At 46.2% G+C, this 18,333-nt stretch carries 18 protein-coding genes; 10 read left to right on the top strand and 8 right to left on the bottom strand.

Features of this window, described 5'->3' with window-relative positions; translation table 11 throughout:
* Positions 1 to 2: 2 nt before the first annotated feature.
* Entirely contained in the window at positions 3 to 146 is a 144-nt protein-coding gene (locus tag FU659_RS35605; protein ID WP_187274225.1) for a hypothetical protein, read from the bottom strand.
* A 132-nt stretch (positions 147 to 278) separates the two neighbouring features.
* Between FU659_RS35605 and FU659_RS18115 the strand changes: the two genes are divergently transcribed.
* Positions 279 to 548: a hypothetical protein gene (locus FU659_RS18115; RefSeq protein WP_147948865.1), complete on the top strand. Its 270-nt coding sequence runs from the start codon at positions 279 to 281 to the stop codon at positions 546 to 548.
* Between the two features lie 236 nt (positions 549 to 784).
* Here the strand turns inward: FU659_RS18115 and desA are convergent, their stop codons facing one another.
* Entirely contained in the window at positions 785 to 1,813 is a 1,029-nt protein-coding gene (gene desA / locus FU659_RS18110) for a Delta(5) desaturase DesA (protein ID WP_147948864.1), read from the bottom strand.
* A 344-nt stretch (positions 1,814 to 2,157) separates the two neighbouring features.
* On the opposite strand from desA, the gene FU659_RS18105 reads away from it, so the two are divergent.
* The 9 genes from FU659_RS18105 to FU659_RS18070 all read left to right on the top strand — a co-directional run bounded on the left by FU659_RS18105 (position 2,158) and on the right by FU659_RS18070 (position 10,939).
* Entirely contained in the window at positions 2,158 to 2,367 is a 210-nt protein-coding gene (locus tag FU659_RS18105) for a hypothetical protein (protein ID WP_147948863.1), read from the top strand.
* A gap of 145 nt (positions 2,368 to 2,512) precedes the next feature.
* Positions 2,513 to 2,716, top strand: coding sequence for a hypothetical protein (locus FU659_RS36415; RefSeq protein WP_222708572.1), 204 nt, complete (start codon positions 2,513 to 2,515; stop codon positions 2,714 to 2,716).
* 184 nt (positions 2,717 to 2,900) lie between these two features.
* The gene (locus tag FU659_RS18100; RefSeq protein WP_147948862.1) at positions 2,901 to 3,572 is read left to right on the top strand and encodes a response regulator transcription factor; all 672 of its coding nucleotides are present in this window, start codon (positions 2,901 to 2,903) and stop codon (positions 3,570 to 3,572) included.
* Positions 3,573 to 3,575: 3 nt separating this feature from the next.
* The gene (locus FU659_RS18095; protein ID WP_147948861.1) at positions 3,576 to 5,012 is read left to right on the top strand and encodes a sensor histidine kinase; all 1,437 of its coding nucleotides are present in this window, start codon (positions 3,576 to 3,578) and stop codon (positions 5,010 to 5,012) included.
* 43 nt (positions 5,013 to 5,055) lie between these two features.
* The gene (locus FU659_RS18090; protein WP_147948860.1) at positions 5,056 to 5,841 is read left to right on the top strand and encodes a DUF3919 family protein; all 786 of its coding nucleotides are present in this window, start codon (positions 5,056 to 5,058) and stop codon (positions 5,839 to 5,841) included.
* A 24-nt stretch (positions 5,842 to 5,865) separates the two neighbouring features.
* Complete coding sequence (locus FU659_RS18085; protein WP_187274224.1) at positions 5,866 to 6,900, top strand: ABC transporter substrate-binding protein; 1,035 nt, start codon at positions 5,866 to 5,868, stop codon at positions 6,898 to 6,900.
* Between the two features lie 91 nt (positions 6,901 to 6,991).
* Positions 6,992 to 8,650, top strand: a complete 1,659-nt coding sequence (locus tag FU659_RS18080; RefSeq protein ID WP_222708571.1) for an ABC transporter permease — start codon at positions 6,992 to 6,994, stop codon at positions 8,648 to 8,650.
* A gap of 103 nt (positions 8,651 to 8,753) precedes the next feature.
* Positions 8,754 to 9,833, top strand: a complete 1,080-nt coding sequence (locus tag FU659_RS18075) for an ABC transporter ATP-binding protein (protein ID WP_147948857.1) — start codon at positions 8,754 to 8,756, stop codon at positions 9,831 to 9,833.
* Positions 9,834 to 9,907: 74 nt separating this feature from the next.
* The gene (locus FU659_RS18070; protein ID WP_147948856.1) at positions 9,908 to 10,939 is read left to right on the top strand and encodes an extracellular solute-binding protein; all 1,032 of its coding nucleotides are present in this window, start codon (positions 9,908 to 9,910) and stop codon (positions 10,937 to 10,939) included.
* A 172-nt stretch (positions 10,940 to 11,111) separates the two neighbouring features.
* On the opposite strand, the gene FU659_RS18065 is transcribed toward FU659_RS18070, so the two are convergent.
* The 6 genes from FU659_RS18065 to FU659_RS37320 all read right to left on the bottom strand — a co-directional run bounded on the left by FU659_RS18065 (position 11,112) and on the right by FU659_RS37320 (position 18,226).
* Positions 11,112 to 11,675 carry a DUF1003 domain-containing protein gene (locus FU659_RS18065; RefSeq protein ID WP_147948855.1) on the bottom strand — a complete coding sequence of 188 codons (564 nt, stop codon included), beginning with the start codon at positions 11,673 to 11,675 and terminating at the stop codon, positions 11,112 to 11,114.
* Between the two features lie 359 nt (positions 11,676 to 12,034).
* Positions 12,035 to 13,162: a glycoside hydrolase family 88 protein gene (locus FU659_RS18060; RefSeq protein WP_147948854.1), complete on the bottom strand. Its 1,128-nt coding sequence runs from the start codon at positions 13,160 to 13,162 to the stop codon at positions 12,035 to 12,037.
* Between the two features lie 153 nt (positions 13,163 to 13,315).
* Positions 13,316 to 14,692, bottom strand: a complete 1,377-nt coding sequence (locus tag FU659_RS18055) for an ABC transporter substrate-binding protein (RefSeq protein WP_147948853.1) — start codon at positions 14,690 to 14,692, stop codon at positions 13,316 to 13,318.
* Positions 14,693 to 14,806: 114 nt separating this feature from the next.
* A complete protein-coding gene (locus tag FU659_RS18050) occupies positions 14,807 to 16,441 on the bottom strand; it encodes a response regulator transcription factor (protein WP_147948852.1) in 1,635 nt (544 codons plus the stop codon).
* Entirely contained in the window at positions 16,434 to 17,378 is a 945-nt protein-coding gene (locus tag FU659_RS37325; protein WP_261807895.1) for a sensor histidine kinase, read from the bottom strand. Before FU659_RS37325 ends, FU659_RS18050 begins: the two co-directional genes overlap by 8 nt.
* A gap of 47 nt (positions 17,379 to 17,425) precedes the next feature.
* A complete protein-coding gene (locus tag FU659_RS37320) occupies positions 17,426 to 18,226 on the bottom strand; it encodes a cache domain-containing protein (RefSeq protein WP_261807894.1) in 801 nt (266 codons plus the stop codon).
* Positions 18,227 to 18,333: the final 107 nt, after the last annotated feature.

Raw genomic sequence — 18,333 nt, 5'->3', positions numbered from 1 at the left:
GCTTAGCCGGCTTGTGCTTCGCACGCAGCGCTTCCGACATGGCCAGCAATGCCGGAAGCAGCACCGGCTGCAAAAAAATTGGGCTGAAATACGCTCAATAGGATAGTGGCTACCAACCATAAGGCGACGATGGTCCGGCGCACCATTTAATAATTTGTTTCATTTCTGTGGTTCCTCTCCAAATTCCGTTAGTAAACAGTCGTTCCTTATTGAGACAAAAAATGAGGACTGACTTGAAGGCTTAACATCGAAATCGGCGCTTGACGAAAGGATAGAGGGTGAAGGAGGGCCGAGGCGATGAATGGAACGATGAAGGACTGATGAATGGACCGTGGAGCCGTTATTGTGGTCTTGAGTGGGCCGATTGGGAACTTAGCGGACATCAACGCCGTTATTCGAGCGATAAGGGGCCGATATCTAAGAATTCACTGCCCTTAACGGAACCTATGTCCGGAAGCAGGCGCATGGCCAGGGATAAACAGCAAATAACGGCTGCTGAGTCCGCTTGCCTATTCATTCGTCTTACTTGCCTGCGGAATCCGCAATAAGGTGCATCGATGCTTTAACATACCCATGCTGCTTGAACTCCGATAACGCGGCTTGACGAATGCTGTTTTTCAAGTCATCTTTTAAAACTTGCATATAATAAACACCTGTTCACTTTTGACGTCGTATGTCCATTTAGTGAGGACGTCGTCGCCCATTCACAAGTTTAAGTTTGGTAAAAATAAAAAAGCTGCCGGCCTCAGTAGCCATAACTACTGGGGGCGACAGCTGTAACCGTTTACTCAACTTCCACGGGCTTCACGACTCTGTTAGCAACAAAACGTTTCAAATCCTTAAAACCTATAAATTTTTTGGCATCTTCATCCCAGATATGGAATTGAAGCGATTTGAGACTTGTCCATAACGTAATGGTTTGCACATCTCGCAAAACTTCGTTTTTATTATGAGCTTTCTCCAAATAATAATTAGGAACGCGAGGGCTCAAGTGATGAATATGATGAAAACCGATATTCCCCGTTATCCAGTGAAGAACTTTGGGCAGCTTGTAGAATGAACTTCCGTGCATCGCTGCTTTCACATAATCCCATTCTTTTTCATTCTCATAATACGATTCCTCAAATTGATGCTGTACATAGAAAAGCCAGATACCCGCAGCTCCCGAAACGAGGAACATCGGACCTTGAACCAGAAGGAAAGACTGCCAACCAATTAACCAACAAAGCAGTGCAGAACCTCCGATAATACCGAAATTCGTAATATACGTGTTGATACGCTCTTTGGTGTTTGCTTTTTTACGGTTAAAACGGTAATCGATAAGGAAAATATAAATCGGTCCTATGATAAACATAACGAACGGATTGCGATACAACCGATACACGAGCTTTTTAAGTGGTGGTAAGGATATATATTCATCTACCGTTAACGTCCAGATGTCACCTACCCCTCTGCGATCCAAATTTCCGCTTGAAGCGTGATGAACCGAGTGAGTATGGCGCCATTGATGATACGGCACACAAGTTAAGATGCCAGTTATCGTCCCCACAATTTCATTGGCGACCTTATTTTTGAAAAAAGATTTGTGACAACAGTCATGAAAAATAATAAAAATCCGGATTAAAAATCCTGCCGCGATCACATCTAAAGCAAGTGTAAGCCAAATAGATACCGATAGACTCAAATTGGCGAAATACCAGAGAATGAAAAATGGCACCAGCGTATTGATTATCTGCCACACACTGTGCTTAATATGTGGTCTTTCGTAAGGTGCGATGTCGGATCGCCACCCACCTTTGTCCTCATGAGTCATTCTAATAAAACTCCTTCTTCCCGATGCGTTCGGAACTTTTTTGTTTCGTGTCTTGTTGTACTACGTTGAGTTCGAATAAAAGTTCCCGTTATACGAGAAGAAATATCACGTAACTAGATCATCATAAGTTCCAGGGCGCTTTTTGTAAAATGCAATATTTAGCGTACTAACGGAATTATTGCCAATCTTAGCTATCTATGAACCCCTTTTCCAACCTAAAAGTCTCTCCTTTTCTCTTCAAAAAATGTGGCCTTTCAGTGAACGTTCAGTTCTCGCTAAGCTCTATTTCAGGTCCTCCCCTCATAATCGGGAGCAAGAGCACGGTCTCAGAAAGGAGAACGCGTATGTCCTATTTTCAACTTCACAAGCACAAAATCCTACTTGTAACGATCTTGCTAGCAGCTATTGGGCTCAGTGCCTACTCGATTGCCCATTATCCGGGGGATATGACATCGCAAGGGACACGAACCTTCATGCCAGACTTTCAACATACCACGCCACTTTCACAACCGTCTATTCCTGTGGATGGCCAAAGGATCCTTCAACAACGCTAAAATAAGCTGCTTATACAAGTAGAACCTTTAAATAATCATGGATAACGGGCTGCCGCAAGGCAGCCTTTCACATGTTCACAGATGTTCAGAGCAGCAATGCCTCCACCCTCTTACCATGAGAATAATTCTCATTATAAAACACACCATGTGCAAAAAGAAGTCCAACCACATTAAAATATCGTCAACCTTCTTCCTTTTGGGAATAGATACTGTCGAACAACTCTTTCGGGGGCCAAACTCTCAGAAGTTATTCGACAGTCTTACAGCAGGCTGTGCACTTGCTTTTGCGTTGGTGGATGGGACTGCAGAAGCTGTGGCAGCTAGTGATGCTGTTGGGGCTTGCGTCTAGCTGACAGCAGCGTTATCGTTACCACATGCTGCTTATTTTTCCATAGACATATTTTGCAGGTAGCTATCGCCCAAAACGAACGAGTAGTATTAAAAGAAGTAGAAGCTTAACACTTCCGTGTAGGAACTCCCTCCATACACGACGAATGCTAAAAGCATAATGGTAGGTAGAAAGGACTTTTCTTATGAATGTATTAATCATTGAAGACGATTCCAGCATCCAAATGCTGCTTAAACTAAGCCTCGAGGTGGAGGGTTTTCAACCAACCGTTGCTGGCACAATTGCAGCCGGTCTTGAGGAATTAGCTGCAAACCCTATCGATTTAATTTTGCTGGATCTGATGCTGCCTGATCAATCCGGTTTCGAGCTGCTCAAGACCTTGCAGCAAGCCTACAAAGAAATTCCCGTCATCGTACTTACAGCCAAAAATGAAATGAATGATAAAATATTGGGCTTCCAATTAGGGGCCGATGATTATTTGACGAAGCCTTTTGAAACGCGTGAGCTCGTTATGCGAATTCGAGCCGTTATGCGAAGAATGAAAGCGGATTCTTTACAGCAGACAGACATCCTGCAAGTGGGTGTCATTGAAATGGATAAAAACGAGCGCACCCTGAAGGTAGCTGGCAAACTCATTAAAACGACAAGCAAGGAATTCGATCTCTTGTGGCTGCTAAGTAAAAATCCTAAAAAGGTTTTTACGCGTGAGCACATTTTAGACCAAGTATGGGGTTTTGAATACTACGGACAGACGCGGTCTGTCGATATGATGGTGAACCGTCTTCGCGAGAAAATGAAGCCCTACGATCATGTGCTTGCTACGGTTCACGGTACAGGCTACAAGCTGGAGGTTTAAGCAATGAGACTGCGCAATAAACTGTTCATCCAGCACACGATTACGATCATCATGCTGCTCGCCGCTATGTATGTGGTAGTCAATTATACGCTGAGCAAAAGTATGATCGAACGCGATACCCAGACCTTAAGTCAATACTACTCTCTGCATCGCATTGAAGCCCTGAAAATCGTTAACGATAAGAAAATCAGCATCGAACAGCTCTTTTCCGGCACCTATGCCCCACTTATCGCCTCCCATCTCGCGTCGAACAGCAATTTTCAAGTTCAGTTGTTCGATTCGGAAGGTACGATCATTGGCGATAGCAGTAATAAAGAAGATTTGATCAAACGCAGTGATATCGAAGCGGCGCTGGATGGACAAACGGCAACGGTCATTACCGAAGGCGAGGGCGGCAAGGTTCTCATTTATGCTTCGCCTTTCAGTTATGAAGGTAAAATTGTAGGTGGGTTCCGCTATCTGCTCGATCTCAATCAACATGAACAAACTCTGGCCGAGATGCGCTCCTGGTTTATTGGTGTCGCCCTTGGCTGCCTGCTAATCGCCTTACTCGCCAGCTACTCGTTCTCCTTCTTTCTAATGAAACCGCTGCACGCTCTCCAACAAGCCCTGAAGCTGGTCGCCATTGGTGATTTCAGCCGAAAAATAGTCGTCCGCAGTCAAGACGAAGTGCGTGAGCTGGCCGATGATTTCAACCAAATGTCGGAGGCGCTGCAAGAGCATATTGAGCTGCTGCATTATGAACAAGGCAAGCAAAAGAAATTTTACGATAATGTCACCCATGAGCTCAAAACACCTCTCACCTCCATCATCGGATTCTCCGATCTGATTGACAAAATGGAGCGTATCGATGATATTCGAACATGCAATGTGTATATCCGTAAGGAGAGTACACGTCTCTTGCAGATGGTCGAAGAGCTGCTGCAAGCGTCGCTCAAAGGCGATGAAGCTTGGCGTGTGCAACTGGAGCGAACCGATTTATCCGCCATCCTAACCGATAGCATGCGCATCCTGGAGCCTACGCTCCATAAATCATCAATCACGACGACCTTGCATGTCGACCCTTGTGAGGTCTATGCCGATCCCAAGCGCACCCAGCAGGTACTGTTTAATGTGATCGACAATGCCATTAAACATAGCGAGTGCACACATTTGCATATTCGCTTAGAGCAGCATGACTATCAATGCGCTGTGCGCATTACGGATAACGGTAAGGGCATAAACGAACAGGAAGCAATCGCGTTGTTCCTTCCTCCTGAACAGAAGCAGCACCGTCCTATTTCTCCTCATTCCCATGGGCTTGGTCTCCTGCTCTGCAAACAATTTATGGAGCTGCAAGGGGGCACCATCTCTGTACAAAGTCATCAAGGAAGAGGAACGGAAGTGAAGCTCATTTTTCAGACCGAGCCAATTCCCCCACAAATTTTGTTACAAAATTGATACAAATCAACGATTTTTTTGAGATAAAAGGAGAGTAATCTACATGCAAGAGGAGAAGAAAGGGCTTTCATGGTTGCGTCTCATCTTGTTACAAATCGTTATCGGATGTACGTTGATCGGCATTTTTGCCTATGCGTTTCGCATCGGGGTGGATCAAGTGCGGATCGTACCGAAGGATCCGAACAACCGCGACATGTTCGACGGTGTTCCTATGCGCATGAATGTGACGTATCCAGGGATCGGAACGATTGCAATTGAGGATCCGAAAGAGCTGATAGCTTGGAAAGCTTCATTTTCACGTCTATTAAGCGCAGGCAAACAGTCCAATCGTGCAAACGCTTCACGCTTGCTGTTAACGGGCTCTATCGCTTATTTGGATCAGGAGGATGTTCCTTTCCAAATTGGTACCAGCGGCTTTCGCTTCGGGACCGAGTCCATCCATTCGTTGGAAATCAGTGCAGAGGTTCGAAAGCTGCAAAGTATGCTTATCGACAAGACCCTCACTGCGGATACGGTAGGTGCGGCTATCGAGAACGTAAACCATCAAGTATTCCGTTTGCAAAATGGTCTGCTGACAACGCTATCCAGCTCTGATCGAGTCGCGCTTATGCTGCAAATGCGGTCCGCTGTCCGGCTTATTGATTTCAGCCATTTTGAATTTACAGCTGAACAGCCGAGCGCCCATTTTGTCGTGCAGTTGAGCGATGAAGGGACGAATCGCAAGCATTGGCTGCATGTTGATCGTTATGATAACGCTTACTTCGTCGTTTTCGATTTGTTAGATGAAACCAACCATAAAGCCTATTTCAAATTAAGTGATGCCTCCTAACATGTCGAGGGGATGGTTGATGAAATGGCTAGAAAAAAAAGTAACAGCTCTGTTTTGATCGTATCGGTCATTGTTGTCGTATTGGTGGCAGGGTTTTTCCTGTATAAGTCTGGGGTATTTGGTGGCAAATCGAAGGGCAAAATTACCGTCTACTCCATCTTCCAAGAAGAAGAAGCACGTAAAATCTTAGATAAATTTAAAGCAGAGACGGGTATCGACTACGATGTACTTCGTCTTCCGAGCGGCGAAGCCGTAACCCGAGTACAAAACGAGATGGGTAAACCTCAGGCCGACTTCCTGATGGGCGGTCCCGCAGATTCACACGAGGTGCTAAAGAAGGCAGGTTCACTAGAAGCTTACATTTCACCGAATTCCAAAGATATTCCGGACAATATGAAGGATAAAGAAGGCTTTTGGACCGGATTTTACTTAAACCCGATTGCGATCGGTATCAATGAGCAGCGTTGGAAAGAGAAATACGGCGCAGCCACTTATCCGCAAACCTTCCAAGAGCTGCTTGATCCCAAATTTAAAGGCGAGATCGGGATGTCTGATCCAGCTACATCCGGTACGGCCTACACCGCAGTAGCATCCCTAGCACAAGTTTGGGGCAAAGATGAGATGCTGAAATATGTGGCAAAGCTGTTGCCGAACCTCAAAGAAAGACCGAAGTCCGGCATCGAGCCGATTCAGAAGGCAGCCAAAGGCGAGTATACCATCGGTATTACCTTCCTCGGTGATCAGCTAAAAATGAAAAATCAAGGTAATCCGATTGTCAGTATCGTACCAGAAGCCGCAGGCTATGAAGTCGGTGGATTGGCGATCGTCAAGGGCGGAGCTAACACCGCAGGCGCTAAAAAGCTGATGGATTACATGCTGACGAATGAACCCGGACTTCTATATACAGAGTCTGCCTTTGCCAGCTCTGTGAAGCCAACCGTACCGATTCCGAAAGGCGGTATCGATATCAAAGCAACCAAATACAACACGACCTACAGCTTGTGGAAAGCTGCCGAACAGCGTAAAGAGCTGCAAGATGCGCTGAAAAACCTCAAATAAAAGCAAACGTTTACAGGGCATTGAAGCACGCCTGTCGTGTTAAACAATGCCCTCCTACACAATGAATTCGGAAGGTGGTCGTGAGCCCCTTATGATCATAGAAAAAAAGGGTATGGGCTCGTCGATCAGCAAACTGATGAAAGATCCATCATCGCTGATCCTTGTGCTCATCAGTTTCGCTGTTCTCTGTCTCTTCGTCATTTACCCGCTCATTTACGTGATTGCCCTGCCGGGAGCAACCGATTGGACCACATTTTTTAGCAAAGGTCGGTATGGTACGGCCCTTCTGAATACGGTCGTCAGTTCATCTCTATCTGCTCTAACGGCAACCGTTTGCGGCTTTATTTATGCCTACTCCATTCATTACAGCAACATCGCGGGGAAAAAGTTTTTCCGCTTTATCGCTTTCCTCCCGATTCTAGCGCCTTCAGTCATGACCGGCCTTGCGTTCCTGCTCTTATTCGGAAGAGGTGGCATGGTCTCGCAAACACTGAAAGCATGGTTTAACGTCGAGTTGGATTTATACGGGCTGCCTGGTCTCTGGATCGTGCAGACCATTTCGTATTTCCCTCTTGCCTACATGACGATTACAGGCGTCCTTCGGTCCATTTCGCCTAATTTAGAAATCGCCGCCCAGAATCTAGGCGCAAGAGGCTTCAAGCTTTTCCGCACCATTACGTTTAAATTAGCGCTACCTGGCGTCATTAACGCCTTCTTGCTAGTCGCAATCAACTGCTTTGCCGACTTCGGAAATCCCAAGCTGATAGGGGGAAATTATTCTCTTTTGGCTGTTGAAATCTACGGAGAAATTATTAATAATGAGCCGGGGCTCGCGTCCGTGATGGGCATTATTCTCGTCATCCCTGCTTTGCTCGTATTCGTCATTCAGGGGAAATTGCTGTCCAAAGGTTCCTACTCGACCATTACAGGCAAGCCCGTTTCCGGCCTGAAGCGAGTAATGACCTCTCGCAAAACGGATATCCTACTCTTTATTTTTAACAGCATTATGGCACTCTTCATTTTATCCATGTTCATCATCACCCTTTTGTTTGCCTTTACGAAAAATTTCGGACGTGACAATACCTTTACACTGGATCATATTTTCAAAATTGTGTTCAATCCATCCAGCCCTGCTGTACTGAACAGCTTGGTGCTGTCGCTTATCAGCTCAATTCTGGCTGTTGGCTTCGCTTTGGTGCTGGCCTATGTGGTCGTGCGCAAGCCCTTTCCCGGCAAAAAACTGCTGGATTTCACTGCGGTACTGCCCATTGCTTTGCCAGGGACGTTCGTTGGTTTAGCCCTAATCGTCGCTTTCAGCTCAGGACCTATTATGCTGCAAGGCTCTGCTATTCTCATTATCGTGGCGATGTTGCTCAAGCAGATGCCGGTCGGTTATCGCGGTCTCACCGCTTCCTTCAAACAGGTAGATAAATCAATTGAAGAAGCCGCAACGAACCTTGGGGCAGACAGCCGCCGCACCCTGACTACCATCGTATTCCCGATGCTGCAAAAGACCATTGTCGCGAATTTCGTCTATGCCTTTATGAAAAATATGAATACCTTAAGCACGATCGTCTTTCTCATTACGCCCAAATGGGTCGTTGCCGCCGTATCCATCTTCAACTATGCAGAAACGGGCACTTATTACTGGGCGGCCGCTGTCGCCGTTGGTTTGATGGGTACTACGCTCGCTACGCTCGGCGTAATGAAGCTCATTTTCCGCTCAAAGGTCAAAATATTCGATTTCTGACGAAAAGCTCAGTAATGCTTTCGATGTCAGCTTTTCTCACGAAAAGCTCAGTAATGCTTTCGATGCCAGCTTTTCTCACGAAAAGCTCTAAGGAGTGAAAAACATGAGTTCACAAGTATTGTTAGATTTAAAAAATGTCAGTAAAGTATTTGGAGATAATCACGTTCTCAAGCAGATTCAGCTACAAATTGAACGTGGGAAATTCATTACATTTCTTGGGCCAAGCGGATGTGGCAAAACAACTCTGCTGCGCTCAATTGCAGGTTTTTATACGATTGATGAAGGTGAGATATGGATCGACGGACAGCTCGTCAACGATCTGCCTCCTTATAAACGCGGGACACCAATGGTGTTTCAAGAATACGCTTTGTTCCCCCATATGACCGTGTTCGATAATGTCGCGTATGGGCTTGATATTCAGAAGCGCCCCGAAGCGGAAGTACAAGATCGCGTGAAGTCCGCGATGGCGAAAGTGAAACTAACAGGCCTTGAGGAGCGCTATCCTCATGAAATGTCCGGGGGTCAGCAGCAGCGGGTAGCCATGGCACGGGCTCTAGTAATGAATTCACCGATCATTCTGCTCGACGAGCCGCTCAGTAACTTAGATGCAAAGCTGCGTGAAGAAGTCCGTGTGGAGCTGAGAAGCATCCAACAAGAGCTGGGACTGACGGTCATCTATGTTACCCATGATCAGCTTGAAGCACTCTCGATGTCCGATTATATCGTCGTCTTCAATAAAGGTGCCATTGATCAATACGGTACACCGCACGAAATTTATTACAAGCCTCGTACGCCGTATGTCGCCGACTTTATCGGCACAACAAATTTCGTAGATGCCGTTGTCCGAGAGTCTGCAAATGGAAAAGCAACTGTGGAATATGGCACAAGTGGTCGTATAGCAAGCGTGACCATCGATGAAGCTGTGACGCCCGGAGATAAGGTGCTGCTCAGTATCCGTCCCGAGTCCATGCGGATTAATGCAAGCGAAGACGGCGAATTTGTAGTAAGCGGCTTCGTGAAATCTTCCATGTTTCTTGGTGAGAAGGAGCGGTATTTTATACTGGATGATAACATGAAAGAATGGATTGTTGATGCCTATGACATCGGTCTGACGAGATTTCAAGGCAATGTCACTATTAGCGCAGCCGATGATAAGATTCACTTAATCAAGAATAGCGGATAGGGCATAAATAGAAGAAGCATGTTGAAAGGGGAAACTTTGGTTTCCTTTTTTGGCTGTTCAGGAGGGTTTGGCACATGTGGAAAAAAGGTTTGCTCGTGTTCATTGTCAGCGTTGTAGTATTGTTCCTGGGCTATACCTTCCTCGGAGAGAAGAAGAGCAATCAGCCGCTTAAGGTGTATGTCATCTTTCAGGAGGATGAAGGGCGCATTCTACTGGAAACGTTTAAGAAAAAGACGGATCAACCGTATGAAATCATTCGGATGTCCAGTGGGGAAGCGAGCTATCATCTGCTGACACTCGGCAAAACGGGCATCGACGTCGTGCTCGGCGGACCGGCCGATCTGCACGAGCAGCTGAAAAATAAAAGCAAATCCCTTCGCTACTCATCTTCTGCCGTTAGCAGTATCCCTAGCAAATACAAGGATAGCGATGGCTATTGGACAGGCATGTACATGGGCGCGCTATCCATCGGCGTCAATCAAACAGTCTGGCAGCAGGATCCTTTGCTGGCGTCTTTGCCGCTGCCGCAGCGTTACGAGGATTTATTGCAGCCTGAGCTGAAGGGCAAGATTGAAATCCCCGATCCCGAGACATCGGGGACAGGGTATACGCTGCTCGCTTCACTTGCCCAGCAGCGAGGCGAAGATCAGGCGATCAGCCTGATGCAGGCGCTGAAGAAGCAAAGCGCCTCGACGACGTTTGCGGGCATTACCAGCGCCCAGCGCTTGGCTGAAGGCGAAGTCGCGACCGTCGTCTCTTTCCTAGGCGACCAGCTGCGATTCAAAAACTCGGGCTACAACATCAGCTCGTTCATACCTCCGCAAGCCGGATGGGAGATCGGCGCTGTCTCGATCCTGAAGGGCGGCAACAATACAAAAGCAGCCAAACAGCTTGTTGATTTCATGTTATCCAAAGAGGTTCAGACCGATTATATGAACACAGCTTTTTCGTTTCCCGTAGCGCCGGATATTCCAGTGAACCTGTTACTCTCACCCGTGAAGCTGGAGAATCTCCTCGCCACCTATCGTTTTGATCTCGCTGCGCAGCATCGTGAGCAGTTGTTGCGCCAATGGCGAGCTGCACTTGGAATTGGCGAGGCCCTGTGACGTCAAAAAAACTAGAGGCTGCCACTATGGTGCTGGAAAATCTCTTTCAGTTGCTGTTCTCATTGAACATACGCTACCTCTTCTCAGATCCATCATTTAGTCTATGTAAGCTACAAAATTGGTTTGCTCACCCTTGCAACAAAAAACCACCATTAAGGTGGTGAAGATACAACTATTCCACACTGTCTGAATTATTTCTCTGCGGCGTGCAAGCGAGAAGAAGCTTCTTTACTTCTAATAGTTCATTTTCGATTCGGTGAAGATGGCTCTGCATATCGTCAATTTCTTGCTCTGCTTTATAATTTATTGCAAAATCAATGATAGATTCATGTTTGTCCCGCGCAGCCTGTCTATTCTGACTCATCATAATGACCGGTGCTTGAAAGGCGGCAACAAAGGATAAGCACAAATTTAATAAGATAAATGGTGCGGAATCAAAATGAAAAGGGGTAAACGGAATCGTATTCCAAGCAATCCAAATGATCAAAAATATAGCAAAATAAATAATAAATCTCCAGCTGCCTCCAAAGAAAGCAAAACGATCGGCAATTCTGTCCGACCATCTCGTCTTCTTCACGTACTCCTCGTCTAAATGAGTAAGGATGCTCTTTTCATAATGGTCGACCAGCCGGTCAATCCTTTTGGTGCTTTCTTGATTCAGTTCGATATCGAATCCTTGTATGGTAGATGCTTCTTTATATTCTTTTTTCCATTGAAAATAATTTTTTTTGGCCATGTGGTTCATCTCCTCCATTAATTAGGAAGAAGTCACATGAAAACCTTATGTTTGGGGAGAGCATTGCACGAGGTTTTAAACATGACTTCCTCCATGCTACTATCAGGCTCAGGTTCTACCGAATTTCGACTACCCATGCAAATAATCAACTCCCTCTCTCCTAGCAAGCTTGATAAAACCTTTATTATCATACTCCCATAAGATTCATTTTGTACATATAGAATCCCTCTTTACATAAAAAAACCTTATGGTTAATAACCGTTAAAAACCCTTTAAAATCGTGGATTCTTAACAGCTCATACCATAAGGAGATTGTAATTGTTTTGTTCTAACTTGTTCCTAAAAAGATAGCAATTCTATTACCAAAAAAGCTCTCCATGCCCCAATAAACGAGAGAGGCCTTCTACGAAATAATAGTCGCCATAAATAAGCGGGACGTCGATATTTTTCCCCTCAGGATAATGGCTTGTGCCATGCAGGATAAGACCTTCCTCTGTCTCTGAATCCCAAGCGCCATAGTTGCTGTAGAGGGAATAGAGGATACGTTCACCGGTTTGACAGTAGAGCGCAGCTTCCTGCTTTCCGACCTGCTCAGCCAGCAGGAGAAGCCCACAGGCGGCACAGGCGCCCGCCGAAGAATCTCGGTAAGCCGTTATACCTTCGGGTAAACGGAAGTCCCAGTGAGGAACGTCGTCCTCCGGCAGGTTGGCGATGAAGAAATGCGCAGCGCGCTTAGCGGCATGCAGGTACTTCTCATCTCCGGTATAGAGATGGCTTAACGCCATGCCGTAGATGGCCCATGCTGTACCTCGTGACCAGGCGGACGTTGGCGCGAACCCCTGACCGCCGTTCACTTCAAGCTGCTCGCCCGTAACCGGGTCGAAGATCACGATGTGATTGACCGAGCCATCCGGGCGGATGAAATGCTCTACCGCCATATCGGCATGCCGAGTGGCGATCTGCCTATAACGCGGGTCTCCGGTTGTAGCGGAGGCCCAATGAAGCAGCGGCAGGTTCATCAGGCAATCGATGATGGCCCAGCCGGCGTTGTCTTCTCCTTCGTGCCAAGGGTTCCAGGCACGGATGAAATTGCCCTGCACGTTGAAACGTGCAGCAAGCAGGTTGGCCGCTAGCAACCCGCGGCGCTTAGAATCCTCGGCACCGAGCAGCTTATAGCGAGCTACGCTGGTGAGCGTCCACATAAAGCCGATATCATGGTCTAGGCGGTAATAGTCCGTGATAACTTGGTCGAGCTGCTGCTCGCAGGATTCAGCTAACACCTTCAGCTGTTCATCTTTGGTTTCCCGATAAATGAGCCAAAGCAACCCCGGCCAGAAGCCGGCCGTCCACCAATAAGCAGGCTCCAGCTTGTATTCCCCTTTCACACTTGCGTGTGGGAAACCGTCACCAATTCGTTTACTCGTTCTAGCTATTTTAGCAGTTGTTTGGTCCCAAGCTTCTTGTGCCCAATTCTGTGGAATGGTCATGATTCACCTCTATCGTAATTATTGAAAAGAGAACTTCTCCAATCGGAACCTACTAATGCTTGTATCCGATTAACGTCTCACAAGGAGAAATAGAGAGAACCGAAGTTCTCCCTATAACCTAGTGTATGCTTTTTTGTCTAACGATCGCTTTGCTTATTTTTTAGCTCCGTCGATTAATTTTTGCGTACGATCTTGCGTATTTTTAACCATTGTATCCAGATCTTCTTTATCCAAAATCAATTTTTCGTATTCTTCATTAATGACTTTGTAGACGTCGGCTTGATAAGAAGTTGGAGGAACCAGTTTGGAAGCTTTAGCATTCGATAATACCGCGATCAAAGAATCTTTGTCGACTTTTTCAGGATTTTTGGTACCTTTGAGAATAGTATCAACAATTGAACTTAATTGTTCATTTTTTACTTTGCTCCATGAAGGTACGTATTTACCTTGTACAAGTAAACCATCTGTAGACAAGTAACGAACGAAATTGTACGCTTCTTGCGGATGTTTCGCTTTCGCGGAAACCGAATAGAAGTCCGTTGTTACCATGGAGTAGCCGCCTTGATCCGATGCGTTATTTTTAGGGAATGGCGCAACAGCGACATTGAAGTTAAGCGGGAACTGATCTGTACCCCCAATTTCGGAATTCATCCAGCTGCCAATCACGATCATGCTCGCGCTTTGGTTGAAGAATTGTGGACGATAGTTTAATTTTTGAGAAATCATATCCGTGTAAGGTGTGGATGATTTATCCACTTTCTCCATGTTGTAACGAAGCTCGATGGATTTTTTGAACAGCGGACTGCTTAGGTTCGACGTTCCATCCGTTTTCAAGTAGTCAGCGCCATCAGCTTGATTCGCCATTTCCAGACGAGCAAACTCTAACCAGCCTCCGCCTTGAGGTCCATGGAAATACGTACCATACCGTTTCGTAGCTCCCTCACCTTTGGTCAACTTTTTCGCGTAGTCGCGGAATTGATCCCAAGTCCATTCTTTAGGAACTTCTAGACCCGCTTCCTTAAGGTTATCTTTATTCAACAAGACGTACCAAGGATTGAATTTACCCGGAAGCGCATAATACTTGCCGTTCAGCTGCGTGTCTACTTTATATTCTTCAGGCTCCTTAAAGCCTTCTTTCGTAATATAATCGTCCAAAGGAGCGACCATGCCCAGTGCTACGCGCTGTGCATACATCCCTGCTTCACTGAACATCATTACGTCCATGTCTTCACCGGAGGCCGCCGCAAGATCAAGCTTTTTCGAATATTCTTGCGTATCTCCTTTTTCGCTAAGGTTAATCAGATCAACCTTGACGTTTGGATATTTGGCTTGGAATCCTTCAATGATTTTACTCCAGTTTTGCTGAGATTCGCTTCCGTAAGCATGAAACTTAAGTGTTACGGGCTTGGCTCCCGCAGTAGCTGTTGCTGTATTCGTTGCTGCTGCATCCGGTTTCGTACCGCCGCAACCCGCTAATAAGCCAACTGTAACGACTCCACAAACAAGTCCTGTTAATAATCTCTTTTTCATGAGTGACCCTCCGTTTATCGTTATTCTAAAGCGCTTACGCCATTACTTGACCTCATTATAGCAAGAGGCCCCTCTGTAATAATGACGTGATATTGACTACTATCGACGTTATTTTTACTTTTCTATCCTGTAATCCTTCCCTTCGGAGATGCCGCGATATTCAAGCGGGGTAGCTCCCGCAACCGTTTTAAACATTTTAATAAAATAACTGTGATTATCGTAACCAAGCGATTCACAAATCCGCGCAACGGACATATTCGTCTGATCCAGCAGTTCTTTGGCACGCGCCACTTTCATGCGGGATACATACTCAATGAAGGTTTCTCCGGTTTCCTTTTTAAACAAACGACTGAAATAACTGGGGTTCAAAAAGAGCTGCTCGGCCACTTCATCCAAACTAATCTTTCGATTCAAATGCAGAGAGACATATTGGCACGCATCCAGCACTTCCGGACGCTTACTTAGCACTTTCACCTCTTCAGCGACGATATAGAACGAGGTGAAGAAGTGTACCATCCACTCTCCCATTTCCTCTAGGGTATCCATCTCCAGCAATTCCCTATGCAGGACTTCTACGGAAAAATGATTCCGAAACAGCTGCATGCTCTTTAGCTTCAACTTCAAATCCAAAACAAGCTTGAGAATCCAATCTTTGACGGTTTCCGGCGGAAAACAATTCGTGCGCAAATACGCCATCCAATGCTCGATCATCGGCTGCACCTTGGTTGGATTGCTCTCAATCAACATCTCACGCAAGGAGCTGACAGCCTCATCGTAAACAGCAAACAGATCCCGCTCGGAATAGATCACTGGCTCTTTCTTCGCAATCGATTTGGCTTTCATATAGAAACGCTGTCCGTAAGCGCCTAGAAGCCCATTCAGCTCCTGCTTAATATCCGTTGGATTCATACCTATTTTGCCAATCATAAAAGAAATGCGGATCTTGAGTGTTTTATCCACCATAGATTGCAGCTTGGCAAGCAGCGGCAACACTCTGTCATAGGGATTCGTCTTAATGCCATTAACTGAAGGAATGAAAATGAACGAACGAAGCACATCATAGGTAAAATGAACGGCCTCCGGCTCTTCGCTATGCAGCACTTCTTCCAACATGTTATTCAATGCGAACCGAAGCACATCGTCGCTCACAAAACGTTGTCTCGCCATACGCTGGCTATCAATATAACAGGCAACAGGCAAACAACTGCGGCCGCTAATACGGAGACCAAATGCTTCCGCCTCCCTAGACCAAACACCCTCATTCAACAGCGGCTCATGTATCGTCGCCCGCAGGAAGCTTTCCTTATGCTGCTCACGATTGCGATCGACCAGATGGCGGAGTTGGCTCTGCTGCTCCAGTGTGTCTTTCTCCTCATCCAAACTGGTTCGGAATTGCTTCAACAGCTTCTGCAGATCTTCCGGATCAAGGGTGTCCTTGAGCAAATAATCCTGCACATTCAGCTTCATGGCCTGCTGAGCAAAATGAAATTCGTTATGACAGGATAAAATAGCAACGCGAATGCGCGGATGCTTATCCTTAAGCTCGCGAATCAGCTCCAATCCGTTCATCCTAGGCATACCGATATCCGTTACAATAATGTCCGGGGTCTCAGCCTGTGCCGCTTCCAACGCGACAGCACCATTCTCAAACAAACCCATCACTTCCATGTCTAGCTTGTTCCAATCAATGGCATTTGACAGCAGCTCGAGAACCGGATAGTCGTCATCAACGAGCATGACTTTATACATGTTCATGTCCCTCCTTTTGCTTGGGAATCAATAACGTTACCTTCGTACCTTGACCTAGCTCACTTTCCACCTGCATCCGGAAGGCATCGCCAAAAGCCAACTTCATCCGTTCATTAACATTCGAAATGCCGATACTGGAGAAGCCCTTGTGTTTCTCCATCTCCGTTTCTGTGAGAAGCAGTTCCTCGGAATCCACAGACATCTTGCTTCTAAGCTTTTCAAGGGTTGCTGCATCCATCCCCTGACCGTTATCTGCTATGGAAATTACAATAAAATTCAGTTCAGCACGAGCACTTAGACTAATCGTGCCTGCTTGTTGATTCAAACCATGAATTAAAGCATTTTCGATAATCGGCTGGAGGAAGAAGCGCGGCACGCGTTCCAAGAATACATCCGCATCAATATCGATATGGATATCCACCTTTTCTTTCTGCCGCATATTCATCAGCTTCATATAATCCATGATAATATCCACCTCATCATGGAGGGGGATATGTCCTTTATCTTGAATGGTCATGCGCAGCAGCTTGGAGAGCGAGGCGATCATTTCCGCGCTCTCGCGGTCTCCCTTACCGAGTACTTTCATCCGAATCGAATTTAATACGTTGAAAAGAAAATGCGGATTGATCTGCGCTTGCAGCATATTCAGTTCGGCTTTACGTTTGCGCGCCTGTGTCCGCGTCACTTCGATAATCATATCCGAGATGCGATCGAGCATTTGATCGAATGATTTGCCCAGCCGGCCGATTTCATCTTGACCGCGGATGGAGCTGCGCAGGTGCAGCTCGCCTTTTTGAACAGAGCTTGCCACCTTATCCAATTTAACGAGCGGTCTCGTGAAGGTTCGAATCGCGACCATAAGTAGTCCCAGAAAGAGCACAAAGGAAATAATCTGGAGCGTAAATACATTTTCAAAGATGGAATTAATGGTGGACACAGCTGCGTTGTAGGGAATGAGGGAAACAAGCCTCCATCCGTTCGTCTTCAGTACACGCTCGAGATGAGATAGTCTTTACCATCAATTTTGGCGATATCGGAACCTTTTTTCGCAAGCGAATTGGAATAGGGGAAGTCTTGTCCGATTCGGTTTGTATCCGCATGCGACAAAATACGGTTGTTCTCGTCTAGAAGCATAATTTCTTGACCTTGCACGGATTCGATTTGCCCGAAATAATCGTGAATCTGACTTTCCATGATCGTTACGACGATGAAGCCCCTCTGTCCTTCCAACTGCCGAACGACTGTTAATTGATAAGGGCTGATATCTTTATCTCGGCGAAATTCAGTAGGGGTTACACCAACCCAATAAGAATCCAACCCTTGCAAGCCTTGCACCTTGGGAATCCATGGTTCTTGAAGGATCCGCGACGGATCGAAAAAATCAATCTGATAGTTCATAAAGAAGATGCCATTGTTTAGAATAACCGTCAAATAGCTCGGCTCGCCTGCTGCCGTTGCGCTTTCAATCTTGGCCAATATGTCAGCGCGAGCCTTGTATTCTTCGTATGCAGGATTGGTCGTTCCCCAGTCCCCCGCTGTGAATTGCTTGAAGGTCGAACTTATTCCATTAGAGTCGACCTGAATATAATTCAACAAATAAAGCATGTGCTTGAGGGTATTCGTCACATGTCCGTCTACAAGCAGCAGCGTTTGCTGCGCATTGGATACGGCCTGTTCTTTCACGGCATCCCGCGTTAAATAGTTATAGACAATCAACGTGACAAGCGCTGGAATTAAAATACAAACAATCGAAGCGGCTGTCAGCTTGCCGCGGAAAGAAGTCATAGATAGTTTGGTAAACAACGGGGTTCAGCATCCCTTCTGCCTTAAAATGATACACCAAAGAGGAAGATACCTGCGTCTTCCTCTTCATCATTATATAACACTCTATA

The organism is Paenibacillus sp. N3.4 (assembly GCF_008017805.1).
In the GTDB taxonomy this organism is placed as follows: Bacteria; Bacillota; Bacilli; order Paenibacillales; family NBRC-103111; genus Paenibacillus_E.
This window is presented reverse-complemented; position numbering and strand designations above follow the sequence as displayed.